The sequence below is a fragment of the Bifidobacterium pseudolongum subsp. pseudolongum DSM 20099 genome, assembly GCF_000771225.1.
Lineage (GTDB): Bacteria > Actinomycetota > Actinomycetes > Actinomycetales > Bifidobacteriaceae > Bifidobacterium > Bifidobacterium pseudolongum.
Map to the genome: position 1 here is coordinate 1 of NZ_JDTZ01000011.1, position 17,966 is coordinate 17,966.

The 17,966-nt window shown below is 61.2% G+C and carries 17 protein-coding genes; 13 read left to right on the forward strand and 4 right to left on the reverse strand.

The genetic code is table 11. The features are described from left to right. Positions 1 to 73: 73 nt before the first annotated feature. Entirely contained in the window at positions 74 to 865 is a 792-nt protein-coding gene (locus OU02_RS07055; protein ID WP_033489594.1) for a nucleotidyltransferase domain-containing protein, read from the reverse strand. Positions 866 to 1,073: 208 nt separating this feature from the next. Between OU02_RS07055 and OU02_RS07060 the strand changes: the two genes are divergently transcribed. Together OU02_RS07060 and OU02_RS07065 are read left to right on the forward strand one after the other, a co-directional pair. Beyond that, entirely contained in the window at positions 1,074 to 1,451 is a 378-nt protein-coding gene (locus tag OU02_RS07060; RefSeq protein ID WP_033489595.1) for a hypothetical protein, read from the forward strand. A 128-nt stretch (positions 1,452 to 1,579) separates the two neighbouring features. Next, the gene (locus OU02_RS07065) at positions 1,580 to 2,173 is read left to right on the forward strand and encodes a M23 family metallopeptidase (protein WP_051918207.1); all 594 of its coding nucleotides are present in this window, start codon (positions 1,580 to 1,582) and stop codon (positions 2,171 to 2,173) included. 3 nt (positions 2,174 to 2,176) lie between these two features. On the opposite strand, the gene OU02_RS07070 is transcribed toward OU02_RS07065, so the two are convergent. Continuing rightward, on the reverse strand, positions 2,177 to 3,580 hold the full coding sequence (locus OU02_RS07070) for a substrate-binding domain-containing protein (protein WP_130013060.1): 1,404 nt from the start codon (positions 3,578 to 3,580) through the stop codon (positions 2,177 to 2,179). 237 nt (positions 3,581 to 3,817) lie between these two features. After that, positions 3,818 to 5,038 carry an NADP-dependent isocitrate dehydrogenase gene (locus OU02_RS07075; RefSeq protein WP_033489597.1) on the reverse strand — a complete coding sequence of 407 codons (1,221 nt, stop codon included), beginning with the start codon at positions 5,036 to 5,038 and terminating at the stop codon, positions 3,818 to 3,820. A 146-nt stretch (positions 5,039 to 5,184) separates the two neighbouring features. On the opposite strand from OU02_RS07075, the gene OU02_RS07080 reads away from it, so the two are divergent. The 10 genes from OU02_RS07080 to rlmN all read left to right on the forward strand — a co-directional run bounded on the left by OU02_RS07080 (position 5,185) and on the right by rlmN (position 15,628). Then, positions 5,185 to 6,306, forward strand: a complete 1,122-nt coding sequence (locus OU02_RS07080; RefSeq protein WP_033489598.1) for a GuaB3 family IMP dehydrogenase-related protein — start codon at positions 5,185 to 5,187, stop codon at positions 6,304 to 6,306. A 315-nt stretch (positions 6,307 to 6,621) separates the two neighbouring features. Beyond that, positions 6,622 to 7,137 (forward strand): hypothetical protein, encoded by a 516-nt coding sequence (locus OU02_RS07085; RefSeq protein WP_033489599.1) that lies wholly within the window; start codon positions 6,622 to 6,624, stop codon positions 7,135 to 7,137. A gap of 37 nt (positions 7,138 to 7,174) precedes the next feature. Beyond that, positions 7,175 to 9,217 (forward strand): AMP-dependent synthetase/ligase, encoded by a 2,043-nt coding sequence (locus tag OU02_RS07090; RefSeq protein ID WP_033489600.1) that lies wholly within the window; start codon positions 7,175 to 7,177, stop codon positions 9,215 to 9,217. Positions 9,218 to 9,221: 4 nt separating this feature from the next. Further along, on the forward strand, positions 9,222 to 9,707 hold the full coding sequence (gene def, locus OU02_RS07095) for a peptide deformylase (RefSeq protein ID WP_033489601.1): 486 nt from the start codon (positions 9,222 to 9,224) through the stop codon (positions 9,705 to 9,707). Between the two features lie 250 nt (positions 9,708 to 9,957). Beyond that, positions 9,958 to 10,872, forward strand: a complete 915-nt coding sequence (rpsB, locus tag OU02_RS07100; RefSeq protein ID WP_033489602.1) for a 30S ribosomal protein S2 — start codon at positions 9,958 to 9,960, stop codon at positions 10,870 to 10,872. A 72-nt stretch (positions 10,873 to 10,944) separates the two neighbouring features. Further along, a complete protein-coding gene (tsf, locus tag OU02_RS07105; RefSeq protein ID WP_033489603.1) occupies positions 10,945 to 11,805 on the forward strand; it encodes a translation elongation factor Ts in 861 nt (286 codons plus the stop codon). 192 nt (positions 11,806 to 11,997) lie between these two features. Then, positions 11,998 to 12,744: a UMP kinase gene (pyrH, locus tag OU02_RS07110; RefSeq protein WP_033489604.1), complete on the forward strand. Its 747-nt coding sequence runs from the start codon at positions 11,998 to 12,000 to the stop codon at positions 12,742 to 12,744. Between the two features lie 43 nt (positions 12,745 to 12,787). Continuing rightward, positions 12,788 to 13,342, forward strand: coding sequence for a ribosome recycling factor (frr, locus tag OU02_RS07115; RefSeq protein WP_033489605.1), 555 nt, complete (start codon positions 12,788 to 12,790; stop codon positions 13,340 to 13,342). A 119-nt stretch (positions 13,343 to 13,461) separates the two neighbouring features. After that, positions 13,462 to 14,427, forward strand: coding sequence for a phosphatidate cytidylyltransferase (locus OU02_RS07120; RefSeq protein WP_033489606.1), 966 nt, complete (start codon positions 13,462 to 13,464; stop codon positions 14,425 to 14,427). Between the two features lie 7 nt (positions 14,428 to 14,434). Beyond that, positions 14,435 to 15,628: a dual-specificity RNA methyltransferase RlmN gene (rlmN, locus tag OU02_RS07125; protein ID WP_033489637.1), complete on the forward strand. Its 1,194-nt coding sequence runs from the start codon at positions 14,435 to 14,437 to the stop codon at positions 15,626 to 15,628. Between the two features lie 127 nt (positions 15,629 to 15,755). Here the strand turns inward: rlmN and OU02_RS07130 are convergent, their stop codons facing one another. Beyond that, complete coding sequence (locus OU02_RS07130; RefSeq protein ID WP_033489638.1) at positions 15,756 to 16,832, reverse strand: helix-turn-helix transcriptional regulator; 1,077 nt, start codon at positions 16,830 to 16,832, stop codon at positions 15,756 to 15,758. Between the two features lie 299 nt (positions 16,833 to 17,131). On the opposite strand from OU02_RS07130, the gene hisF reads away from it, so the two are divergent. Next, positions 17,132 to 17,902, forward strand: coding sequence for an imidazole glycerol phosphate synthase subunit HisF (gene hisF / locus OU02_RS07135; RefSeq protein WP_033489607.1), 771 nt, complete (start codon positions 17,132 to 17,134; stop codon positions 17,900 to 17,902). Positions 17,903 to 17,966 lie beyond the last annotated feature (64 nt).

Sequence of the window (17,966 nt, forward strand, 5' to 3'; positions counted from 1 at the left end):
GTCACTGGTTCAAGCCCAGTCGCAGGAGCCATCAAGCCGCCTCCGGGGCGGCTTTTTGCGTACCGGGTTGCGGTTACCCGGCCTGTTCCACGCAGATGGACAGATTTCGTGCAAGCCGTGCGATGGTGTCGTCGAGCATCGCAGCGTCGGTGAACATCGACGCGAACAACGCGTCGAAACAGGGGCGGAAATCCGTAGGCAGCACACGGCAATCGCGTTCGGCGACGCTGAGCTGCCGCTTTTCTCCTGGATGTGTCATCCCGTTGACTGCGAACAGCACGTCAAAATACGAGGCAAGGAATGCGGTCACACGGTGATTGACGCTCACCAGGTCCCCGCGTGCGGCGGCTTTGTGGATCTGCGCGTCGTATGCGGGCAGTGCGCCGTGCAGCAATGGCATGTTGGCGCGGACGATGGAGTCGCGCAGCGCGCTCGGGTACGGCACGTCGAAACGCCGTTGGAGTGCCGTGAGTCGCCCATGGCGGTCAAACACCACCTCGCAGGTGCGCAGGTTATGCCACATGCATGTCGTGTAGCCAAGCGATGCCTTGTGTTCTTCGACCACACGCCGCACGTCGGCGGCGAAGCCATCGAGGTCACGGTGCAGCAGATCCAGGTCCACGCCGTCGCGGAATGTGCAATTGTCCTCGCATTCCCAGTAGTGGTTGCCTATTTCCATGGCCGAGCAGTAGCGGGCGAGCAGTGTCCTGCGTGTCTCCTCTGCGATCGGCTCCGTGCAGTAGAGGTATACATCGTAGTCGGAACGGGCATCGTGCAGTCCTGACGCCCGTGAACCGCCGAGCGCAATCGCCTCGACTTGGGGAAGTTCCCGAAGCTGGGCGAACAGCTGGTGGGTGGGGTTCATGGCGGCTCCTTTGTGTGGTGTTGGTTGTGGCGCACGCCTCCATGCGTGTACCGCATTCCCAACATATCAATACTTTCTGAAAGAAAGAAAATGTGGTTGCATGGTGGACAACCGGTATTGCGTATGATGGCCGAAGAACAGCCATGTGGCGGACGCTGGAAGCATAGGCGCCATGCCGCATGTGCGGTTGGTGTGGAAAGGAGTGCATATGAGTGCCAACGGCATCGACAGGAAGGCTCTTGAACAACTCCATGCCGAATCCATGGGGGAACAGGTCTCGTACTACCGACGCCCGTTCATGGTGCTGTGGGCGGCGGTGCAGGAGGCGTCCGCGGAGCTCGAGGAGGACTACGGCATGTCGGCCGAGGTGGCGCAGGTGTGGGTCGCCGAGCGGTTGCGGCAGGTGGCCGATTCGCTGGTCGACCGACTCGCCGAGAAAGCCGTTGCGCATGGGGTCAGCAAATCCAACGTGGCACGTGCCGCGGGGGCCGACCCCACGAACGTGGTGCGCCGTTTCCCGCGTCTCGCCAGTGACGCCCCTCGCGAGCGGCTGCTCATCGACGATGTACTGGACGCCTTGGAGTGACGCGCGCGCCGGATTCGACACGCCGGCGGCGGACCGTCCGACCACATGACCCTTGCCGCTTTGGCACGCGGCTGCGTGGCGGTGCATACTGTGTCCATCCAAGACATTGGCATAGAAAGGACGGGATCATGACACTGAAGTCGAGAGACGAACGTCTCGCTCGCATCCGCAGAAAGCGCCGCCTGATCCGTGCGGGAATCGCGCAACGCAAGGGGATGATGCGCCGGGCTGCCGTGTTCGCGCTCTGCGGTGCACTGGCGGCTGCGTGGCCGTGGGGTAGGGCTGACGTGCGCGCGCAGGCGGGTGAACCATGCACGGCCGGCATGGTGATGCCGGTTCACAACGGTACGATTGTCGCACAGTTCGACAAGCCGGCCCAGACATGGATGGCTGGGCACCGCGGCGTCGATATCCTTGCAAAGGAAGGCGATGAGCTTGTCGCGCCCGCCACCGGCGTCATCAGCCATGCAGGCAAGGTCGCCGGCAAATCGACGGTGAGCATCCGCGTGCGGTCGTTCACGCTCACGTTTGAACCGGCACAGACGTCATTGCCGGTCGGCACGTCGGTGCTCCGTGGCAAACCGTTTGCCACGGTCGCCGGTCGCAGCGACCACTGCGATGGCGCATGCGTGCATTGGGGCATCAAGGTGAGCAAAGGGAACTATGCGGACCCCGAGCGGTGGCTCACCCCGCAATCGATCCGGCTTGTGCCGGTGTCGTAGCGGTCACAGCCCCGCTTCGGCGAGGGTGATGTACCCGGGGTCGATGAGCTCGGTCTTCATGTTGCCCGCGCTCACCGAGAGCAAAGGCAGGCTCATCGTCGGCACGTTCTGCCCATAGAGGTCCTGCATGCTGACGAAGTCCAAGCTGTCGAGGGAATCACCCTGAGCGAAGGCCATACACATCCGCGCGAGGTTGGTTGCGTTCGCAAAACGGTCGACGAGACCGGTCGCCCATTGCTTGCCATTCACGATGTTGGGCATCGCGCTGATATATGCGCCGAAACCAGTGACGATGGGCCAACGGTTCTGCGCCTTCTGGTTCTTCTGACGTACCTCTTCGGGTGTTCCGGGCGAAGGTGCGCGCTTGGGATCGGGCACGCGGCTCTTCTGCAGGTCCTGCCTGCCTGCGATATTGCCGACGATGTCACCGATGGTGATCGATGGGTTGATGTCGGCGGCGGAACCGGTGTATTTGAGTGCATTGAGTCCCTTGACCACGCCGTTGGCGACATAATCATTCATCGCGATGACGCCGTCGATGCGCACGTGCCCTTCGCCATTGGCTGGTTGACCCAACCGTTGCCGGAACTCCTCCTCGATGCCATCGGTGTCGGCGGCCTCGATGGTCACATCACGCCAATCCTGCGCCGTCGTGGATGCGGTCGTCTTCATCGACGGGCTGAGCACCACGCCCGAGCGGAAATAGGGGCCGATGACCTCCCATACACCGCTGAACGCTTCGCGCGCGAATGCCGCGTCAAGCTCCAGGTGGTCCGAATCCTCGGTATAGGGAAGCAGGATTTCGATGTACTTGGGGTTGTACCGGCTCACACTGTCCAACTGGAGTTTGCTGACGAGTTGGCGTGCCTGCAGACGCCCTATTTCACGGGCCGAGCACAGGCTCACGAAGGCATCCGGAGTGAATCCGGGCAGCGGGGTGGCGAGCACTACAACGTGCATGCCGGCTTTTTTCGCCAACCCGAGCGCGCGCGACATACGGCTGAGGGATTCGTCCAGCGGCGCATCGGTGGTGTTCTTTTCAGCGTCCGCGCCTTGCGCAAGCGATTGTGTGGCGTAGTCGCCATAGCGTTTCACCGTGTCGGTCATCGGTGCGGCCGGGGCGACGACGAGGGTCATGGATTGCGCATCAGGGTCGGCGCCTGCGCTGTCCGTGGAGCCGTCGAGCGCATCGACGACATAATCCTGGACGCGGTGGCTTTGCCGCTCCAGATCGGCATCGGCGTAAGTCCGCACATGGTCCGCTTCGAACCCGCGGTCCTCAAGCGAATCCGTGGTGGCGTCGGCAAAGTCATGCCAGGAATTGAGCGGCACATCCTGCGAGACAGTGAATACGTCGTTCGGCAGGAACATCGCCACCGAACCGGTGAATCTGGTCTCACCTGCCACCGTGATGGTGTTCGTGGGTGCGGGGTCCGATCTCGATCCGCAGGCGCCGAGCGGCAACGCCATGCAGAGGCAGACTGCGGCCGCCAAGAGTCGTCGTGCGTTTGAGATGCTGCGGATACCCACCATACAACCGCCTTGTCAAGTCGAACATGTGCATGTGCACCGCCGATTGTACCCGACATATGGCATAGGGTCCGCCTCCCTTCATGGCCGGCGGGCCCTATGCATCCGATCGTGTCAGCGTTCCTGCAGCGCGCGGCGCAGGTTCGTGTCGAGTGCGTCCATGAATCCCTCCGTGTCGAGCCATTCATGGTCGGGGGCGATGAGCATGGCGAGGTCCTTCGTCATCTGGCCGCCTTCCACGGTCGAGATGATGGTCTGCTCAAGGGTTTCGGCGAAGTCGGCCACCTCGGGGGTGCCGTCGAGCTTCGCACGGTGCTTGAGGCCGCCGGTCCATGCGTAGATTGAGGCGATTGGGTTCGTCGAGGTCTTTTCACCCTTCTGCCAACGGCGATAATGGCGTGTCACCGTGCCGTGCGCGGCTTCGGCTTCGACCGTTTGGCCGTCCGGAGTCATGAGCACCGAGGTCATCAGGCCGAGCGAACCGAAGCCTTGGGCCACGGTGTCGGACTGCACGTCGCCGTCGTAGTTCTTGCACGCCCACACATAACCGCCGTGCCATTTGAGCGAGCTGGCCACCATGTCGTCGATCAGGCGGTGCTCGTACGTCAGGCCCTCCTGCTCGAAACGCGTCTTATATTCGGTGTCGAACACCTCGGCGAAGATGTCTTTGAATTCGCCGTCGTACGCCTTGAGGATCGTGTTCTTCGTGGAGAGGTACACGGGGTAGCCGCGCATGAGGCCGTAGTTGAAGCAAGCGCGCGCGAATCCGCGGATCGATTCGTCGAGGTTGTACTGTACTTGGGCCACGCCACTGCCGGGGTAGTTGAACACGAGGTGCTCGATCGGCGCCGAACCGTCCTCAGGTGTGAACGTGACGGTGAGCGAACCGGGGCCCGGCACTTTGAAATCGGTCGCCTTGTACTGGTCGCCGAAGGCATGGCGGGCCACCACGATCGGCTTGGTCCATCCCGGCACCAGGCGCGGAATGTTTGAGATCACGATCGGCTCGCGGAAGATCGTGCCGCCCAGGATGTTGCGGATGGTGCCGTTGGGGGATTTCCACATCTTCTTGAGGCCGAATTCCTCGACGCGCGCTTCGTCCGGGGTGATTGTGGCGCATTTGACGCCCACATGCTCGCGCTTGATGGCCTCCGCTGCGTCGATCGTCACCTGGTCGTCGGTGGCGTCGCGGTTTTCGATGCCCAGATCGTAATAGTCAAGATTCACGTCCAGGTACGGCAGGATCAGGCGGTCCTTGATGTCTTTCCAGATGACGCGGGTCATCTCGTCGCCGTCGAGTTCGACGATGGTTCCTTCGACCTTGATTTTGGCCATGGGATGCTTTCCTCCATGAGTGCTGATGCGTCCAACAGGTTCCCCACATGCATAACGCATCCATGTTTCCGGATGCGCACAATGTCCAAAAACACGGGTGTGCCGCGGTCCGCGCCGTGTCACGGCAGGGCATTAGCCTTGGAGCCATGTCTCAGGAAATTGAAATCGGCCTTGGCAAAAAAGGCCGCATCGCATACGGGCTCGACGACATCTCGATCGTGCCGTCACGCCGTACCCGCGATCCGCAGGATGTGTCGACCGCATGGCAGGTGGATGCCTACGAATTCGACATCCCGGTGATCGGTGCGCCGATGGATTCCGTCACCAGCCCGAGCACCGCCATCGCGATGGGCAGGCTCGGCACGGTTGGTGTGCTCGACCTCGAGGGCCTGTGGACGCGCTATGACGATCCCGAGCCGATTCTGACCAAGATCGCCGAACTGCCGGTCGACGAAGCCACGGCATACATGCAGCGGGCGTACGCCGAGCCGATCAAACCCGAGCTCATCTCGGCGCGCCTGCACGAGATACGCGACGCCGGCGTCACCGTCGCCGGTGCGCTTTCACCGCAGCGCACCCAACAGTACTATTCGACCGTACTCAGCGCGGGTGTGGACCTGTTTGTGATCCGCGGCACGTCCGTCTCCGCGGAACATGTTTCCACCGACCATGAGCCGCTCAATCTGAAGAAATTCATCTATGACCTTGACGTGCCCGTCATCGTCGGCGGCGCAGCAAACTATACTGCCGCGCTGCACCTCATGCGCGCCGGTGCCGCAGGTGTGCTCGTGGGCTTCGGCGGTGTGGCCGTCTCCGCCAACCGCAGCACGATCGGCGTGCACGTACCGCTCGCCACCGCCATCTCCGACGTCGCTGAAGCGCGCCGCGACTACATGGATGAATCCGGTGGCCGCTACGTGCAGGTAATCGCCGACGGCGGCATGGGTGATTCGGGCAGTTTCGTGACGGCGCTGGCCATGGGAGCCGACGCCGTGATGCTCGGTGCGCCGCTCGCCCGCGCCAAGGAAGCGCCGGGCCGCGGTACGCACTGGGGTGCCGAAGCGCGCCATGCAAGCCTGCCGCGCGGCATGCGCACGACTGTGGGCACTGTCGGCACGCTCGAGGAAATCCTCTACGGGCCGAGCCATCTGGCCGACGGCAAGACGAATTTCATTGGTGCGCTGCGCCGCGCTATGGCGTCGACCGGGTATGTCGACGTGAAGAACTTCCAGCGTTGCGATGTTGTGGTGACGCCGACCGGGCACTGACCGCGATCCGTGCCCAATGTGTCCACGTGTGCGGGCCGTTGTCCCCTGAGGGGCGGCGGCCCGCACACGTATATGCGGCAGTGGTGAGGAGTCCACGACGTGTAGCACGCATATATATCGAAATTGTGAAAAATCCAATATTATTACTATATATTTCCTTTAGTATGGGGAATGTGTATGAAAAAAGAATAATTTGTAAAACTTATTGCATCCTTCATGCCGGCGCAGGTTGCGACTGAAATAATTGAGCCCGGTTGGATGCGCGCCGCGCAACCGACCCAAGGCGATATGCCGCCCCTACACCAAAGGAGGACAATGTCCACACACAGGAGAACCGAGGAACTCGAACCAATCACCCCGTTCATGATGCGAAGACCGGAGATACTGCCGTCATTCGACGGTGTGATCCCGTTGCAATCGTCGTCGGAGCCTGCGCGCTACCGTGTTGTATCGTGCCTGTCGCGTACATTCAACGCCGATCAGGTCCACGAGCTCGTCATGCACGTGTGCCGCGTGACCTGCGTGGCCGTCGAGATCCTGCGCAGACGCCAACCGAGCCGGATTCTCGCGAAATTCGCCGATCCGGAATGCATCGAACGCCTTGAATACATGCGTTCGCTGCTTTCCGACTACATGGAGGAGCTCGCTGTGCTGCACAAGCGGCACATCTACCCGCCGGTTGAATTCATCTGGCTCAACGGCGTATTGACGAGCGAACGCAAACTGGATATCTCGTTGGGTATGCGCGTCGGCGCGCAGACCCATGTGGGAGGTTTGGTATTCGAGCTCAAACGGGGCCGTTGGATCTGCATGATGGTGGATATCGGCTGACGGCGAGCATACGGGCGTGTAGGCTATAGTGGGATGCATGCTCAGGGAATATGGACTCGACAACATCTATGTCACCACTCAGAATGACACCGTTTATGCATTGCTTTCGGATCGCGCATTGGCGGATCCGGACGATCTGATAGCGCAGTGGAAGGATGAGCGCACACGGCAATGGAACGACGTGTATGCCGGTGAGATGTTGGCGCAGGTGCGCAGTGTGGCCAAAGGCCTCATGGCGCTTGGTGCGAAGCAGGGGAGCACTGTGGTGCTCTACTCCGCCACATGCTATGAATGGGGCGTCCTCGACTTCGCCTGTGCGGCTATCGGCGCGGTCTCCGTGCCGATCTACGAGACCGATTCCATGAAACAGGCTTCCTCGATCGTGCACGAGGTGCAGCCCTCGATCGCCTTTGGCGGCGATGAAGCGCACACCCAGACGCTTGAGTCCATTGCTCAGGTTGAAGACGTGCTCACGCACGTCTTCAACCTGAGCAATGGCGCGCTTGAGGCGTTGATCAACTTGGGTGAGGCCATCAGTGACGATGCGCTCGATGAGGCGATTGCGCGCGTACGCGCCGACGACCTGCTCACCATCGTGTATACATCAGGTTCCACCGGGGCCCCCAAGGGCGCCATGCTCTCCAACCGCAACTTCACGCATATCGTCAAGAACGGTTACGAAGTGCTCCCTGAGATGCTCTATGAGCCGAGCCGTCTGCTGCTGTTCCTGCCCCTTGCGCATTGCTTCGCGCGCTACATCCAGTACACGGCCATTGGCGGCCATGGCATCGTGGGGTATGTGCCCGGCGCCAAGCACCTGCTCGCCGATCTACGCGGGTTCAAACCCACCTACCTGCTCGGTGTGCCGCGCGTGTTCGAAAAGGTGTTCAACGCTGCCTCGCAGAAAGCCGGCGCCGGATTGCGTGGGCGCATCTTCGCGAATGCGGTCGAGCATTTCGAGGACTGGTCCAAGATGGAAAGCGAACACAAGCACCCATCACTGGGCATGCGCATGAAGCATTCGTTCTACATGGGCACGGTCGCCACATCGTTCCGTTCCGCGCTCGGCCCGAACCTGCGCTACCTCGCGTGCGGCGGCGCGCCAATCAACACCGACCTCGTGCACTTCTTCAATGGCATGGACGATATCACGTTCATCCAAGGCTATGGCATGACCGAAACGGCTGCGCCGATGATGGTGAATTGGCAGAAGGCCAACCGCCCTGGCTCTGTGGGCCGCCCCGGACCTGGCATGGCGGTGCGCACCGCCGACGACGGCGAAATCGAAGTCAAAGGACCCAACGTGTTCCTAGGATACTACAAGAACCGCGAGAAGACCGACGAGGTGCTCGAGCCGAGCGGCTGGCTGCATACCGGCGATCTTGGGTATATCGATGACGACGGGTTCCTGTATATCACCGGGCGGAAGAAAGACATCATCATCACTGCCGGTGGCAAGAACGTCTCGCCGGCACCGATGGAAAACGCGATCAATGAATGCCCGATTGTGGCGCACACGGTCGTGGTCGGCGACAACAAGCCGTTCATCGGTGCTTTGGTCACGCTCGATCCGGAGATGATCGGCAGCTGGCTCGCCGAACGCGGGTTGGACCCCCACACGCCCATTGAGGATGTGGCGCACAGTGACGCCGTGCATGCGTACATCCAGCAGTATGTGGACCAGGCCAACGCCAATGTGTCACGTGCGGAATCGGTGCGCAAGTTCGTCGTGCTGCCGCAGGACTTCAGCGTTGAAGAGGGCACGATGACAGCAAGCATGAAAGTGGTCCGGCCCAAAGTGCTCACCGCGTACGCCGAGGTCATCGAGGGCGAGCTGTATGCTCCTGTCCCGTCGAACCGTCCCGTGCCCGTGAGCGTGCAGATCCTGGAAAGCACCACGGAAACCGTCAAGAGAGCGGGCGAATCGATGCGCCATGCCTCCGAGAACGTCTCGCCGCGCGTGCGTCAGGCGATCGACACCGTGCAGGAGCGTCTTGGCGAATGGCAGCAGGACCATGCCGAGACCGCCGAAGACGCATCGGCGACCAAAGAGCCGACAAGCCAAGAAGAGGAGAGATGATACCGTGGCAATCCGAGACATACGAGTGGTTCCCGACCCCGTGCTGCGCACACCGTGCGACCCGATCACCGACATCACGCCGGCCATCCGCCGTCTTGTGGACGACCTGCTCGACACGGTGAACGATCCCGGTCGCGCAGGCGTCTCCGCGAACCAGATCGGTGTGAGCCTGCGCGCGTTCTCATACAACATCGATGGCGAAATCGGTTACATCCTCAACCCGGTGCTTGAAGAGACGAGCGGTGAACAATACGGCGACGAAGGCTGCCTGTCGCTTCCCGGACTGTGGTACAAGACTCCACGTGCGGATTACGCGCGCGTGCGTGGCATCGACCTGGATGGCAACGAGGTCGTGCTCGAAGGTTCCGGGCTCATGGGTCGTATGCTGCAGCACGAGACCGATCACCTCGACGGGCACCTGTATGTCGACCGTCTCGAGAAGGACGAACGCCGTGCTGCGATGCGCCGCATGCGCAGCCTGAACGCCTGAGTGCAGCCAGCGACAAGGCCCACACCACGCCCACGAGGCGTGGTGTGGGCCTCATGCTATCATGGATAGTCGGTGCGCCAACCGGCGCCCACCGCATTCGCGAGCGGTGGCGCCACCCCAATATCATCAACCGGCGTACCGCCAAATTCGCGCCATGTACGCGAAGGCCCGTGTCGGTCGGTCATCGCACACGATGACTGCACGCGGGAACGCATGGCCAGGCAATAACCGACAGGAAGGTAGTAATACCATGGCTCAGATTACTATGAGCGAAATGCTGAAGGCCGGTCTCCAGTTCGGCCACCAGACCCGCCGCTGGAACCCGAAGATGAAGCAGTACATCCTCACCCAGCGCAACGGCATCTACATCATTGACCTCTTCAAGACGCTGAATCTGATCGACGTCGCCTATGACTTCATCAAGACCACGGTGGCCCATGGCGGCACCGTGCTGTTCGTCGGCACCAAGAAGCAGGCCCAGGAGGCCATCAAGACCCAGGCCACCCGTGTGAACATGCCGTACGTGTGCGAGCGTTGGCTCGGTGGCATGCTCACCAACTTCCAGACCGTCTCCAAGCGCGTCACCCGCCTCAAGGAACTTGAGGAGATGGACTTCTCCGACGTGCACGGCTCCGGTCTGACCAAGAAGGAGCTCCTGCTCCTCGAGCGCGAGAAGGACAAGCTGGAAAAGCAGCTTGGCGGTATCCGCAACATGAACCGCACGCCGTCCGCGATGTTCGTGGTGGATGTCAACAAGGAAGCCTTGGCCGTCGAGGAAGCCCACAAGCTGGGCATCCCGGTCGTCGCCATCATCGACACCAACTCCGACCCGGACGTCGTTGAGTACCCGATTCCAGCCAACGATGACGCCATCCGCGGCATTGAACTGCTCACCACGCTGTTCGCCGACGCCGTCGCCGACGGTCTGCTGGAGCGCTCCGGCAAGTCCGCCAAAGCCGAAGGTGAATCGGACGCCCAGCCGATGGCGGCATGGGAAAAGGAACTGCTCGAGAACGACGAAAAGACCGCTCTGCGTGAAGACGCCGTGGTCACCGAGAACGCCGTCCTCAAAGCCGACGAGAAGGAAGGCGCTTCCTCCGAAGCCGCCCGCGCCGACGCGCAGTTCGAGGAATCCGAAGCGAAGCAGGACGAAGAGTCCAAGTGACGTTTCCCGGTGGCGCGCCTTGCGCGCCACCGCTTCCAATCGTTACACCATTCATCAATCAAGGAGATATCAATGGCAGCCATTACCGCAGCATTGATCAAGCAGGTCCGTGAAGAGACCGGCGCAGGCATGATGGACGTCAAGAAGGCGCTCACCGAGGCCGAAGGTGACGTCGCCCGCGCGAAGGAAATCATCCGGGCCAAGGGCATCCAGGCCGCCGGCAAGCGTGAAGGTCGCAAGGCCCAGGAAGGCACGATCGCCTCCACCGTGGTCGATTCGGCCAACGGCCAGACTGGCTACGCCGTCGAACTCAACTCCGAGACCGACTTCGTGGCCAAGACCCCGAAGTTCGTCGACTTCGCCGACACCGTGCTCGCCGCGGCCGTGAAGGCCGACGCCAACGGCATCGATGATGTGCTCGCCGCCCCGAGCGACGACAGCACTGTCAAGGAATCCGTCGAGGAAGCCGCCGCGCTGTTCGGCGAGCATGTCAAGATTGGCCAGTTCGCCAAGATCGAAGGCCCGCGCGTCGAGATCTACGCACACAAGAAGTCCGCGGAGATGCCGCCGAGCATCGTCGCGATGATCGCCACCGATGAAGCCGGCGCCGCCGTGGCCCACGAGGCTGCCCTGCAGATTTCCGCCATGGGCGCCCAGTGGCTTTCGCGCGAAGACGTGCCGGAGGACATCGTGGAATCCGAGCGCCGCGTGGCCACCGAAAAGTCGCTCGCCGAGGGCAAGCCGGAGAAGATCGTCCCGAAGATCGTCGAAGGCCGCCTCAACGCGTTCTTCAAGGAGAACGTGCTGCTCGAGCAGGCTTACGTCAAGGATCCGTCCAAGACGATCGGCGACCTGTTCAAGGAAGTCGGTGGCAAGGCTCTGGCCTTCGCCCGCCTCGAGGTCGGCAAGGGCCCGGAGGCCGACGCCGAGTGATTGTGTTGGCATCGTCCGCATCGGGCATGCCAGGCACTAGCGTGACGGGGTTGTCGACGCATGCGAGTCATGCGCCGACAACCCGTTTTTCGTATGCGGACGGAGGCTGGGATGCCATGGGTGCGGTGTCGCGCCGGGCCGATACGCTAAACAACGGTAAGATGTGAGATTACATGTGCAGAAAGGTGCGGCATGGCACTCGACAACATCGAGGACAAACCTCGTAGGGTATTGCTCAAACTGTCCGGTGAGGCATTCGGCGGTGGCCATGTGGGGGTGGACACCGGTGTGGTCCGTCGCATCGCTTCGGAAATCGTGCCGGCGGTCGCCCAAGGCGTGCAGGTGGCGATTGTGACCGGCGGCGGCAACTTCTTCCGCGGCGCGGAACTGCAGCAGGCGGGCATCGAACGGTCCCGCGGTGACTACATGGGCATGCTCGGCACCGTCATGAACTGCCTGGCGCTGCAGGACTTCCTCGAGCAGGAAGGGCAGGCCACCCGTGTGCAGACCGCAATCACGATGGGACAGGTCGCCGAACCGTACATTCCCCTGAAGGCCATCCGCCATCTGGAAAAGGGCCGTGTGGTCATCTTCGGTGCAGGTGCAGGCATGCCGTACTTCTCGACCGACACGGTTTCAATCCAGCGTGCACTCGAAATACACTGTGACGAAGTGCTCATGGGCAAGAACGGTGTGGACGGTGTGTATACCGCCGACCCACGCAAGGATACACAGGCCAAGCGGTTCGAATCGTTGAGCTATAAGCGCGCCCTTGTCGACAACCTCGCGGTCATGGACGCTTCGGCCATGGCCATGGCTCGTGACAACGACCAGAGCATCCGTGTCTTCGGGCTTGAAGAACCGGGCAACGTCACGAGCGCCCTCTTGGGCGAATCCATTGGTACGCTGGTGTCCAACGGAGAATCCCACCTCGCCTGACGACGGGCGAGCACGACCAACCTCATCATCAAAGGAGAACAACATGGCAAATCTTGTGGACCAGGCCAAGACCCAGATGGAGAAGTCCATTGAATCGACCAAGGAGAACTTCGCGGGCATCCGCACGGGCCGCGCGAACCCTGCATTGCTCAACGGCATCACCGTCGAGTATTACGGCGCTCCCACCCCACTGAAGTCCGTGGCCACCATTGGCGTGCCGGAACCGCGCACCCTGTCGGTGACGCCGTTCGATCCCTCGCAGGCGAACGCGGTGGAAAAGGCCTTGCGTGACTCCGACTTGGGTGCAAGCCCGCGCCGCAACGGCGCAGTGATCCTGCTCACGATGCCCGAGTTGACCGAGGACCGCCGCAAGGAGTATGTCAAGCTGGCCAAGACCAAGGCGGAAGACGGCAAAGTCGCGGTGCGCAACATCCGTCGCAAGGCCAAGGAGACCATCGACAAGGCCATCAAAGACGGTGAAATGGGCGAGGATGAAGGCGAGCGCCTGCTCAAGGACCTCGACAAGGTGACCAAGCAGGTCACAGACCAACTGGATGCGCTGCTGGACAGCAAGCAGAAGGAGATCATGGAGGTGTGACCTCCCTATGACGAACGGGTGCGTACACATGCGGCACACCATCATACGATGGCTGCATGGCGCACCCGTTCGCATTGGTATTTACGATGAATCGGCATTCCTAGACGCAAGGGCACCCCATGAAGTCCACAACCCCACAGAACCATCAGGCCGAAGAGACCATTGACGCGATCAATAAGAAGACCGGTCGCAACATGCCACAGGCAATCGGCACGGCCGTGGTGCTCATCGTGCTCATCCTCGCCTGCCTGCTCATCAGCCCGGCGCTCTTTGCGCTGCTTGTGGTGATCTTCATGATTCTGGGGCTGTGGGAGTTGCGAGTGGATTTCGCCGCCCGCAACCTCAACATCCCCATTGGCACCCTGTGGGTGTGCTCCACGGTCTCGCTGTGCGCGGTGTATCTGGCGCCCAACCATGTGGTGGCGATGGGCGCCTGCGCCTTGGGCGCACTGGTGCTTGTGGGAATCATGGCAAGCCTGCAGATATCACTCAATGGGCGCGCGGACAAGGCCTTGGCAAGCAAAGCGATGGTCTCCTCCGGATCCGCCACGCCTGGCCCTGCACCTGAACACAGCCGGCTTACGCATGTGGCTGTTTCGATGTTCACGGTGCTGTACATCCAGGTGCTCGCCTCGTGCATCATCATGCCGCTGACCTTCAACGGACACCCTGTCGCGCACGCCATCATGATCGTATTCATTCCTGCGCTTGGAGACACGGGCGGTCTGTTCGCAGGGGCTTGGCTGGGCAAGCACAAGCTGTGCCCGGGCATCTCACCGAAGAAATCGGTGGAGGGGCTGCTTGGCTCCATCCTGTTCGCGATGGCCGGATCATATGCCGTCTTCGCCTGCACCTATGACCAAGCCATGTGGGGCACACGGTGGTGGGTCCCCGCCATCGCCGGCATCATGGTCGGCATCGTGGGCACGTTCGGTGATCTGTGTGCGTCGATGATCAAACGTGATTTGGGCATCAAAGACATGGGGCATCTGCTCAAGGGACATGGCGGTGTACTCGACCGTGTCGATTCGATTCTGTTGGCCGCGCCGTTCACGTGCGTGCTGCTGTGGATGACTGGACTGTGATATGGACATGACCAAAACGACTGTGGAACACGTGGAAAGCGGCATCACGCCCGGAGGCACCACTGGCGCGTTTCGCGACGTGCTGGCCAAGAATCATGCGCGCCGTGGTAAACCACCGGTCCATTTTACCGACATGACACCCGAAGAGCGCATCGAGGCCGCGAAGGGACTTGGATTGCCGAAGTTCCGTGTCAAGCAGCTCGCCAACCATTACTATGGTCACTTCGACACCGAGGCGGCGCAATTCACCGATTTTCCCGCGGCGGCCCGCCAAGGCGCCCAAGAGGTGTTTTTCCCTACGCTCATCAGCGAGGTCACACGTCAGATCGCTGACGATGGGCAGACGATCAAGACGCTGTGGAACCTATTCGACGGATCCAAGATCGAATCCGTGCTGATGCGGTATCCGAACCGCACCACGCTATGCATCTCGAGCCAGGTGGGCTGCGGCATGGGATGCCCGTTCTGCGCGACCGGCAAGCTTGGCCTGACCCGCAACATGTCCACCGGGGAGATCCTCGAGCAGGTTCGTATCGCCGCGCGCATGATGAGTAGTGGGGAAGTGGCGGGAGGCCCGGGGCGGCTCAGCAACATCGTGTTCATGGGCATGGGCGAGCCGATGGGCAACTACCGGTCCATCATGAGCGCCGTGCGTCAGATCAGCGCCATGCCGCCCGAAGGGTTCGGCATCTCCGCGCGCAATATCACCGTGTCCACGGTGGGCGTGGTGCCAGGCATCCGCAAACTCGCGCAGGAGGGCATCCCCGTACGTCTCGCCGTGTCGCTGCACGCCCCGAACAACGACCTGCGTGATGAGCTGGTGCCGATGAACAAGCGATTCAATGTCGAACAGGTGCTCGACGCGGCGCACGACTATTATTTGGCGAGCAAACGCCGTGTCAGTATCGAATACGCTCTCATGCGCGGCATCAACGACCAGGCCGAGCATGCGCGCCTCTTGGCGAAGAAACTCAACCATTACGGCGACAATTGGGCGCATGTCAACCCGATCCCGCTCAACCCGATTGAAGGGTCGAAGTGGACGGCCTCGAAGCCCGAAGACGAGCAGCGGTTCCTCGAGATCCTCAACAACGCAGGCGTCACCGCCACGTTGCGTGACACACGCGGACAGGACATCGATGGCGCATGCGGCCAGCTCGCCGCGAAGACGATCGACACGACGATGCCGCAACTGTCCTGAACGGCCTATGGCGGCCGGTACCGCCGAGATCGTGATGACAGATCACGTGCAAGGCTCTGTGAGACGGGTTCGCACCCGTTTCACAGAGCCTTGCACGCATCAGGGTCAACTCCTACCGAACCACGGGTTACACGATGATGTCATCATCGTGCTTGATGTGTGACGCTTTGACCGCTTCGATGATGACCGAGGAGATGCCGCACAGCAGACCGCCGATGACCCACGACAGCCAGAACAACCCACGTGGGCCACCGTCAAACCCGAAGAGCATCGTCAACCCGACAATCGTGGCGACCATCATGATCGTGCCGCAAATCGCGCCATTGACCATCTCATAGGAATCAGTCAGGTCTTTCGCCTCGCGGTACTCCTGCTCGGCGGTCTTATTGTATCCGGCAAGATTGAGCCGGCCGAAATGCAGACCCCCATACACGATGGAGGCCACACCACAGGCCACCAGCATCAGGAACACACCAACCGGCCAGCCATCCTCGGCATGCAGATACTCGGTGGTGAAAATCAGCTGCGCAAGTCCAATGAGAATCAGACCGATGCCGCCGATGAGCGCAACCGTCAACGTGCGCCGCGCCTCCGCATGGTCATGCTCCGTATAAAAATCCTCAACATAAGGATGACTGCGCATGAACGCGGAATGCCCAAGCCCGGCGGGAACCAAAAACACCAGACCTATGATGACCCCGAGCACAATGCACAGGAACATGAGAAAGTCATTGAGTGGACTCAAGCCAAGAATGGAATTGTCCGAGTCGAAAAACATCCCAGCGCCAACACCGAAAACGATGGCAAAGATGCCAGCCGGAATCTTCGCATCAAAACTGCGCATATGGGCCTCATACCCCGTGATATCCCGTGGCAATGGCGCAGGATTCTGCTGGAGCATGGCCAGCGGTGGGCGCGCACCATCAGCCGGTGGTACCATGCCCATGTCCTCCGGCTCATCGGTGTTCCCCTGCGTACGCGACGCATTCCGACGAGGCTGCGCCACATCGCCGATGACAAGGTCATCAAGCGTGACATCGAACAGGTCACAGATCACGAGCAGCTTGTCCATCTCCGGGTAAGCCTTCTCGCTTTCCCACTTGCTGATGGCTTGGCGGGAGACACCCAGAAGCATCGCCAATTGCTCTTGAGTCATGTTGCGCTGTGCCCGCAGATACTGCAGGTTGGTCTTGAAATTGCTCATCATCCCATCCTTGTGTACGATTCACTCCCATCTGAAGAAGGAGATGGCCCCACTATGCAACACAACAAGACATTTCGTCCATCATCTTCCGGTTGCATCACGGAAACGCAACCACGATTTGGCACGCAACCGGTGGTTGCATCCGCATCATTCCAACGATTCGACACAACCAGCACCAGGTCTCCCGTGCGCCCACCGTTTCACGATGTGGGCGCCTGACCCGGTGCCGGCAGTGATGTAACAGGGAATCGGTACTCTTAAAACCAGCCAAGTTCACCCTAAGAGATGGAGACCCAAGCATGTCGCTGGCGGTACGAGTGATCCCCTGCCTGGACGTCGATGCAGGACGCGTCGTCAAAGGCGTCCATTTCGAAAACCTCAAGGACGCCGGCGACCCCGTAGCGCTCGCCGCTGAATACTACCGTCAAGGCGCCGATGAACTCACGTTCCTTGACGTGACAGCCTCCAGTTCGCACCGTCAGACGATGGTCGACGTCGTCACCCGCACCGCCGAACAGGTCTTCATCCCACTGACCGTGGGCGGTGGTGTACGCACGCCGGAGGACGTCGATTCGCTGTTGCGCTGTGGAGCGGACAAGGTCGGGGTCAACACGGCCGCGATCAACGATCCCACACTCATCAGCCGAGTGGCGGAACGCTTTGGCAGCCAAGTGCTCGTCCTGTCGGTCGATGCGCGCCGTGAACAGGGGGAGCGCCACACCCAGTCGGGCTTCGAGGTCACCACGATGGGTGGCCGCAAATCCACCGGCATCGACGCACTGTGGTGGGCCAAGCGCGCCGAAGAGTTGGGGGCCGGTGAGATCCTGCTCAATTCGATGGACGCCGACGGCACCCAACAGGGTTTCGATTTGGAGATGATTTCGGCGATGCGCCGTGAGGTTTCGATCCCGATCATCGCTTCAGGCGGCGCGGGCAAAGCGGAGGATTTCCCTCCGGCTATCGCCGCGGGCGCCGACGCCGTGCTCGCCGCGTCGATATTCCATTTTGGCAAGGTCACGATCGGCGAAGTCAAAGACGCGCTGCGCTCCGCCGGGTACACCGTGCGCTGACGAGTATATGCGCCGGAGGACCCGGCAATCGATGCCCCGGCACATGCCATGCTTGAAAAGGATC

What these genes read in the sequence shown, in the direction of transcription:
- frr (WP_033489605.1), top strand. Translation starts at nt 12,788, where the DNA reads ATGGCAAATCTTGTGGACCAGGCCAAGACCCAGATGGAGAAGTCCATT.
- OU02_RS07060 (WP_033489595.1), top strand. Translation starts at nt 1,074, where the DNA reads ATGAGTGCCAACGGCATCGACAGGAAGGCTCTTGAACAACTCCATGCC.
- OU02_RS07085 (WP_033489599.1), top strand. Translation starts at nt 6,622, where the DNA reads ATGTCCACACACAGGAGAACCGAGGAACTCGAACCAATCACCCCGTTC.
- OU02_RS07120 (WP_033489606.1), top strand. Translation starts at nt 13,462, where the DNA reads ATGAAGTCCACAACCCCACAGAACCATCAGGCCGAAGAGACCATTGAC.
- OU02_RS07130 (WP_033489638.1), bottom strand. Translation starts at nt 16,832, where the DNA reads ATGAGCAATTTCAAGACCAACCTGCAGTATCTGCGGGCACAGCGCAAC.
- pyrH (WP_033489604.1), top strand. Translation starts at nt 11,998, where the DNA reads ATGGCACTCGACAACATCGAGGACAAACCTCGTAGGGTATTGCTCAAA.
- OU02_RS07090 (WP_033489600.1), top strand. Translation starts at nt 7,175, where the DNA reads ATGCTCAGGGAATATGGACTCGACAACATCTATGTCACCACTCAGAAT.
- rlmN (WP_033489637.1), top strand. Translation starts at nt 14,435, where the DNA reads ATGACCAAAACGACTGTGGAACACGTGGAAAGCGGCATCACGCCCGGA.
- tsf (WP_033489603.1), top strand. Translation starts at nt 10,945, where the DNA reads ATGGCAGCCATTACCGCAGCATTGATCAAGCAGGTCCGTGAAGAGACC.
- OU02_RS07075 (WP_033489597.1), bottom strand. Translation starts at nt 5,038, where the DNA reads ATGGCCAAAATCAAGGTCGAAGGAACCATCGTCGAACTCGACGGCGAC.
- rpsB (WP_033489602.1), top strand. Translation starts at nt 9,958, where the DNA reads ATGGCTCAGATTACTATGAGCGAAATGCTGAAGGCCGGTCTCCAGTTC.
- OU02_RS07065 (WP_051918207.1), top strand. Translation starts at nt 1,580, where the DNA reads ATGACACTGAAGTCGAGAGACGAACGTCTCGCTCGCATCCGCAGAAAG.
- hisF (WP_033489607.1), top strand. Translation starts at nt 17,132, where the DNA reads ATGTCGCTGGCGGTACGAGTGATCCCCTGCCTGGACGTCGATGCAGGA.
- OU02_RS07080 (WP_033489598.1), top strand. Translation starts at nt 5,185, where the DNA reads ATGTCTCAGGAAATTGAAATCGGCCTTGGCAAAAAAGGCCGCATCGCA.
- OU02_RS07055 (WP_033489594.1), bottom strand. Translation starts at nt 865, where the DNA reads ATGAACCCCACCCACCAGCTGTTCGCCCAGCTTCGGGAACTTCCCCAA.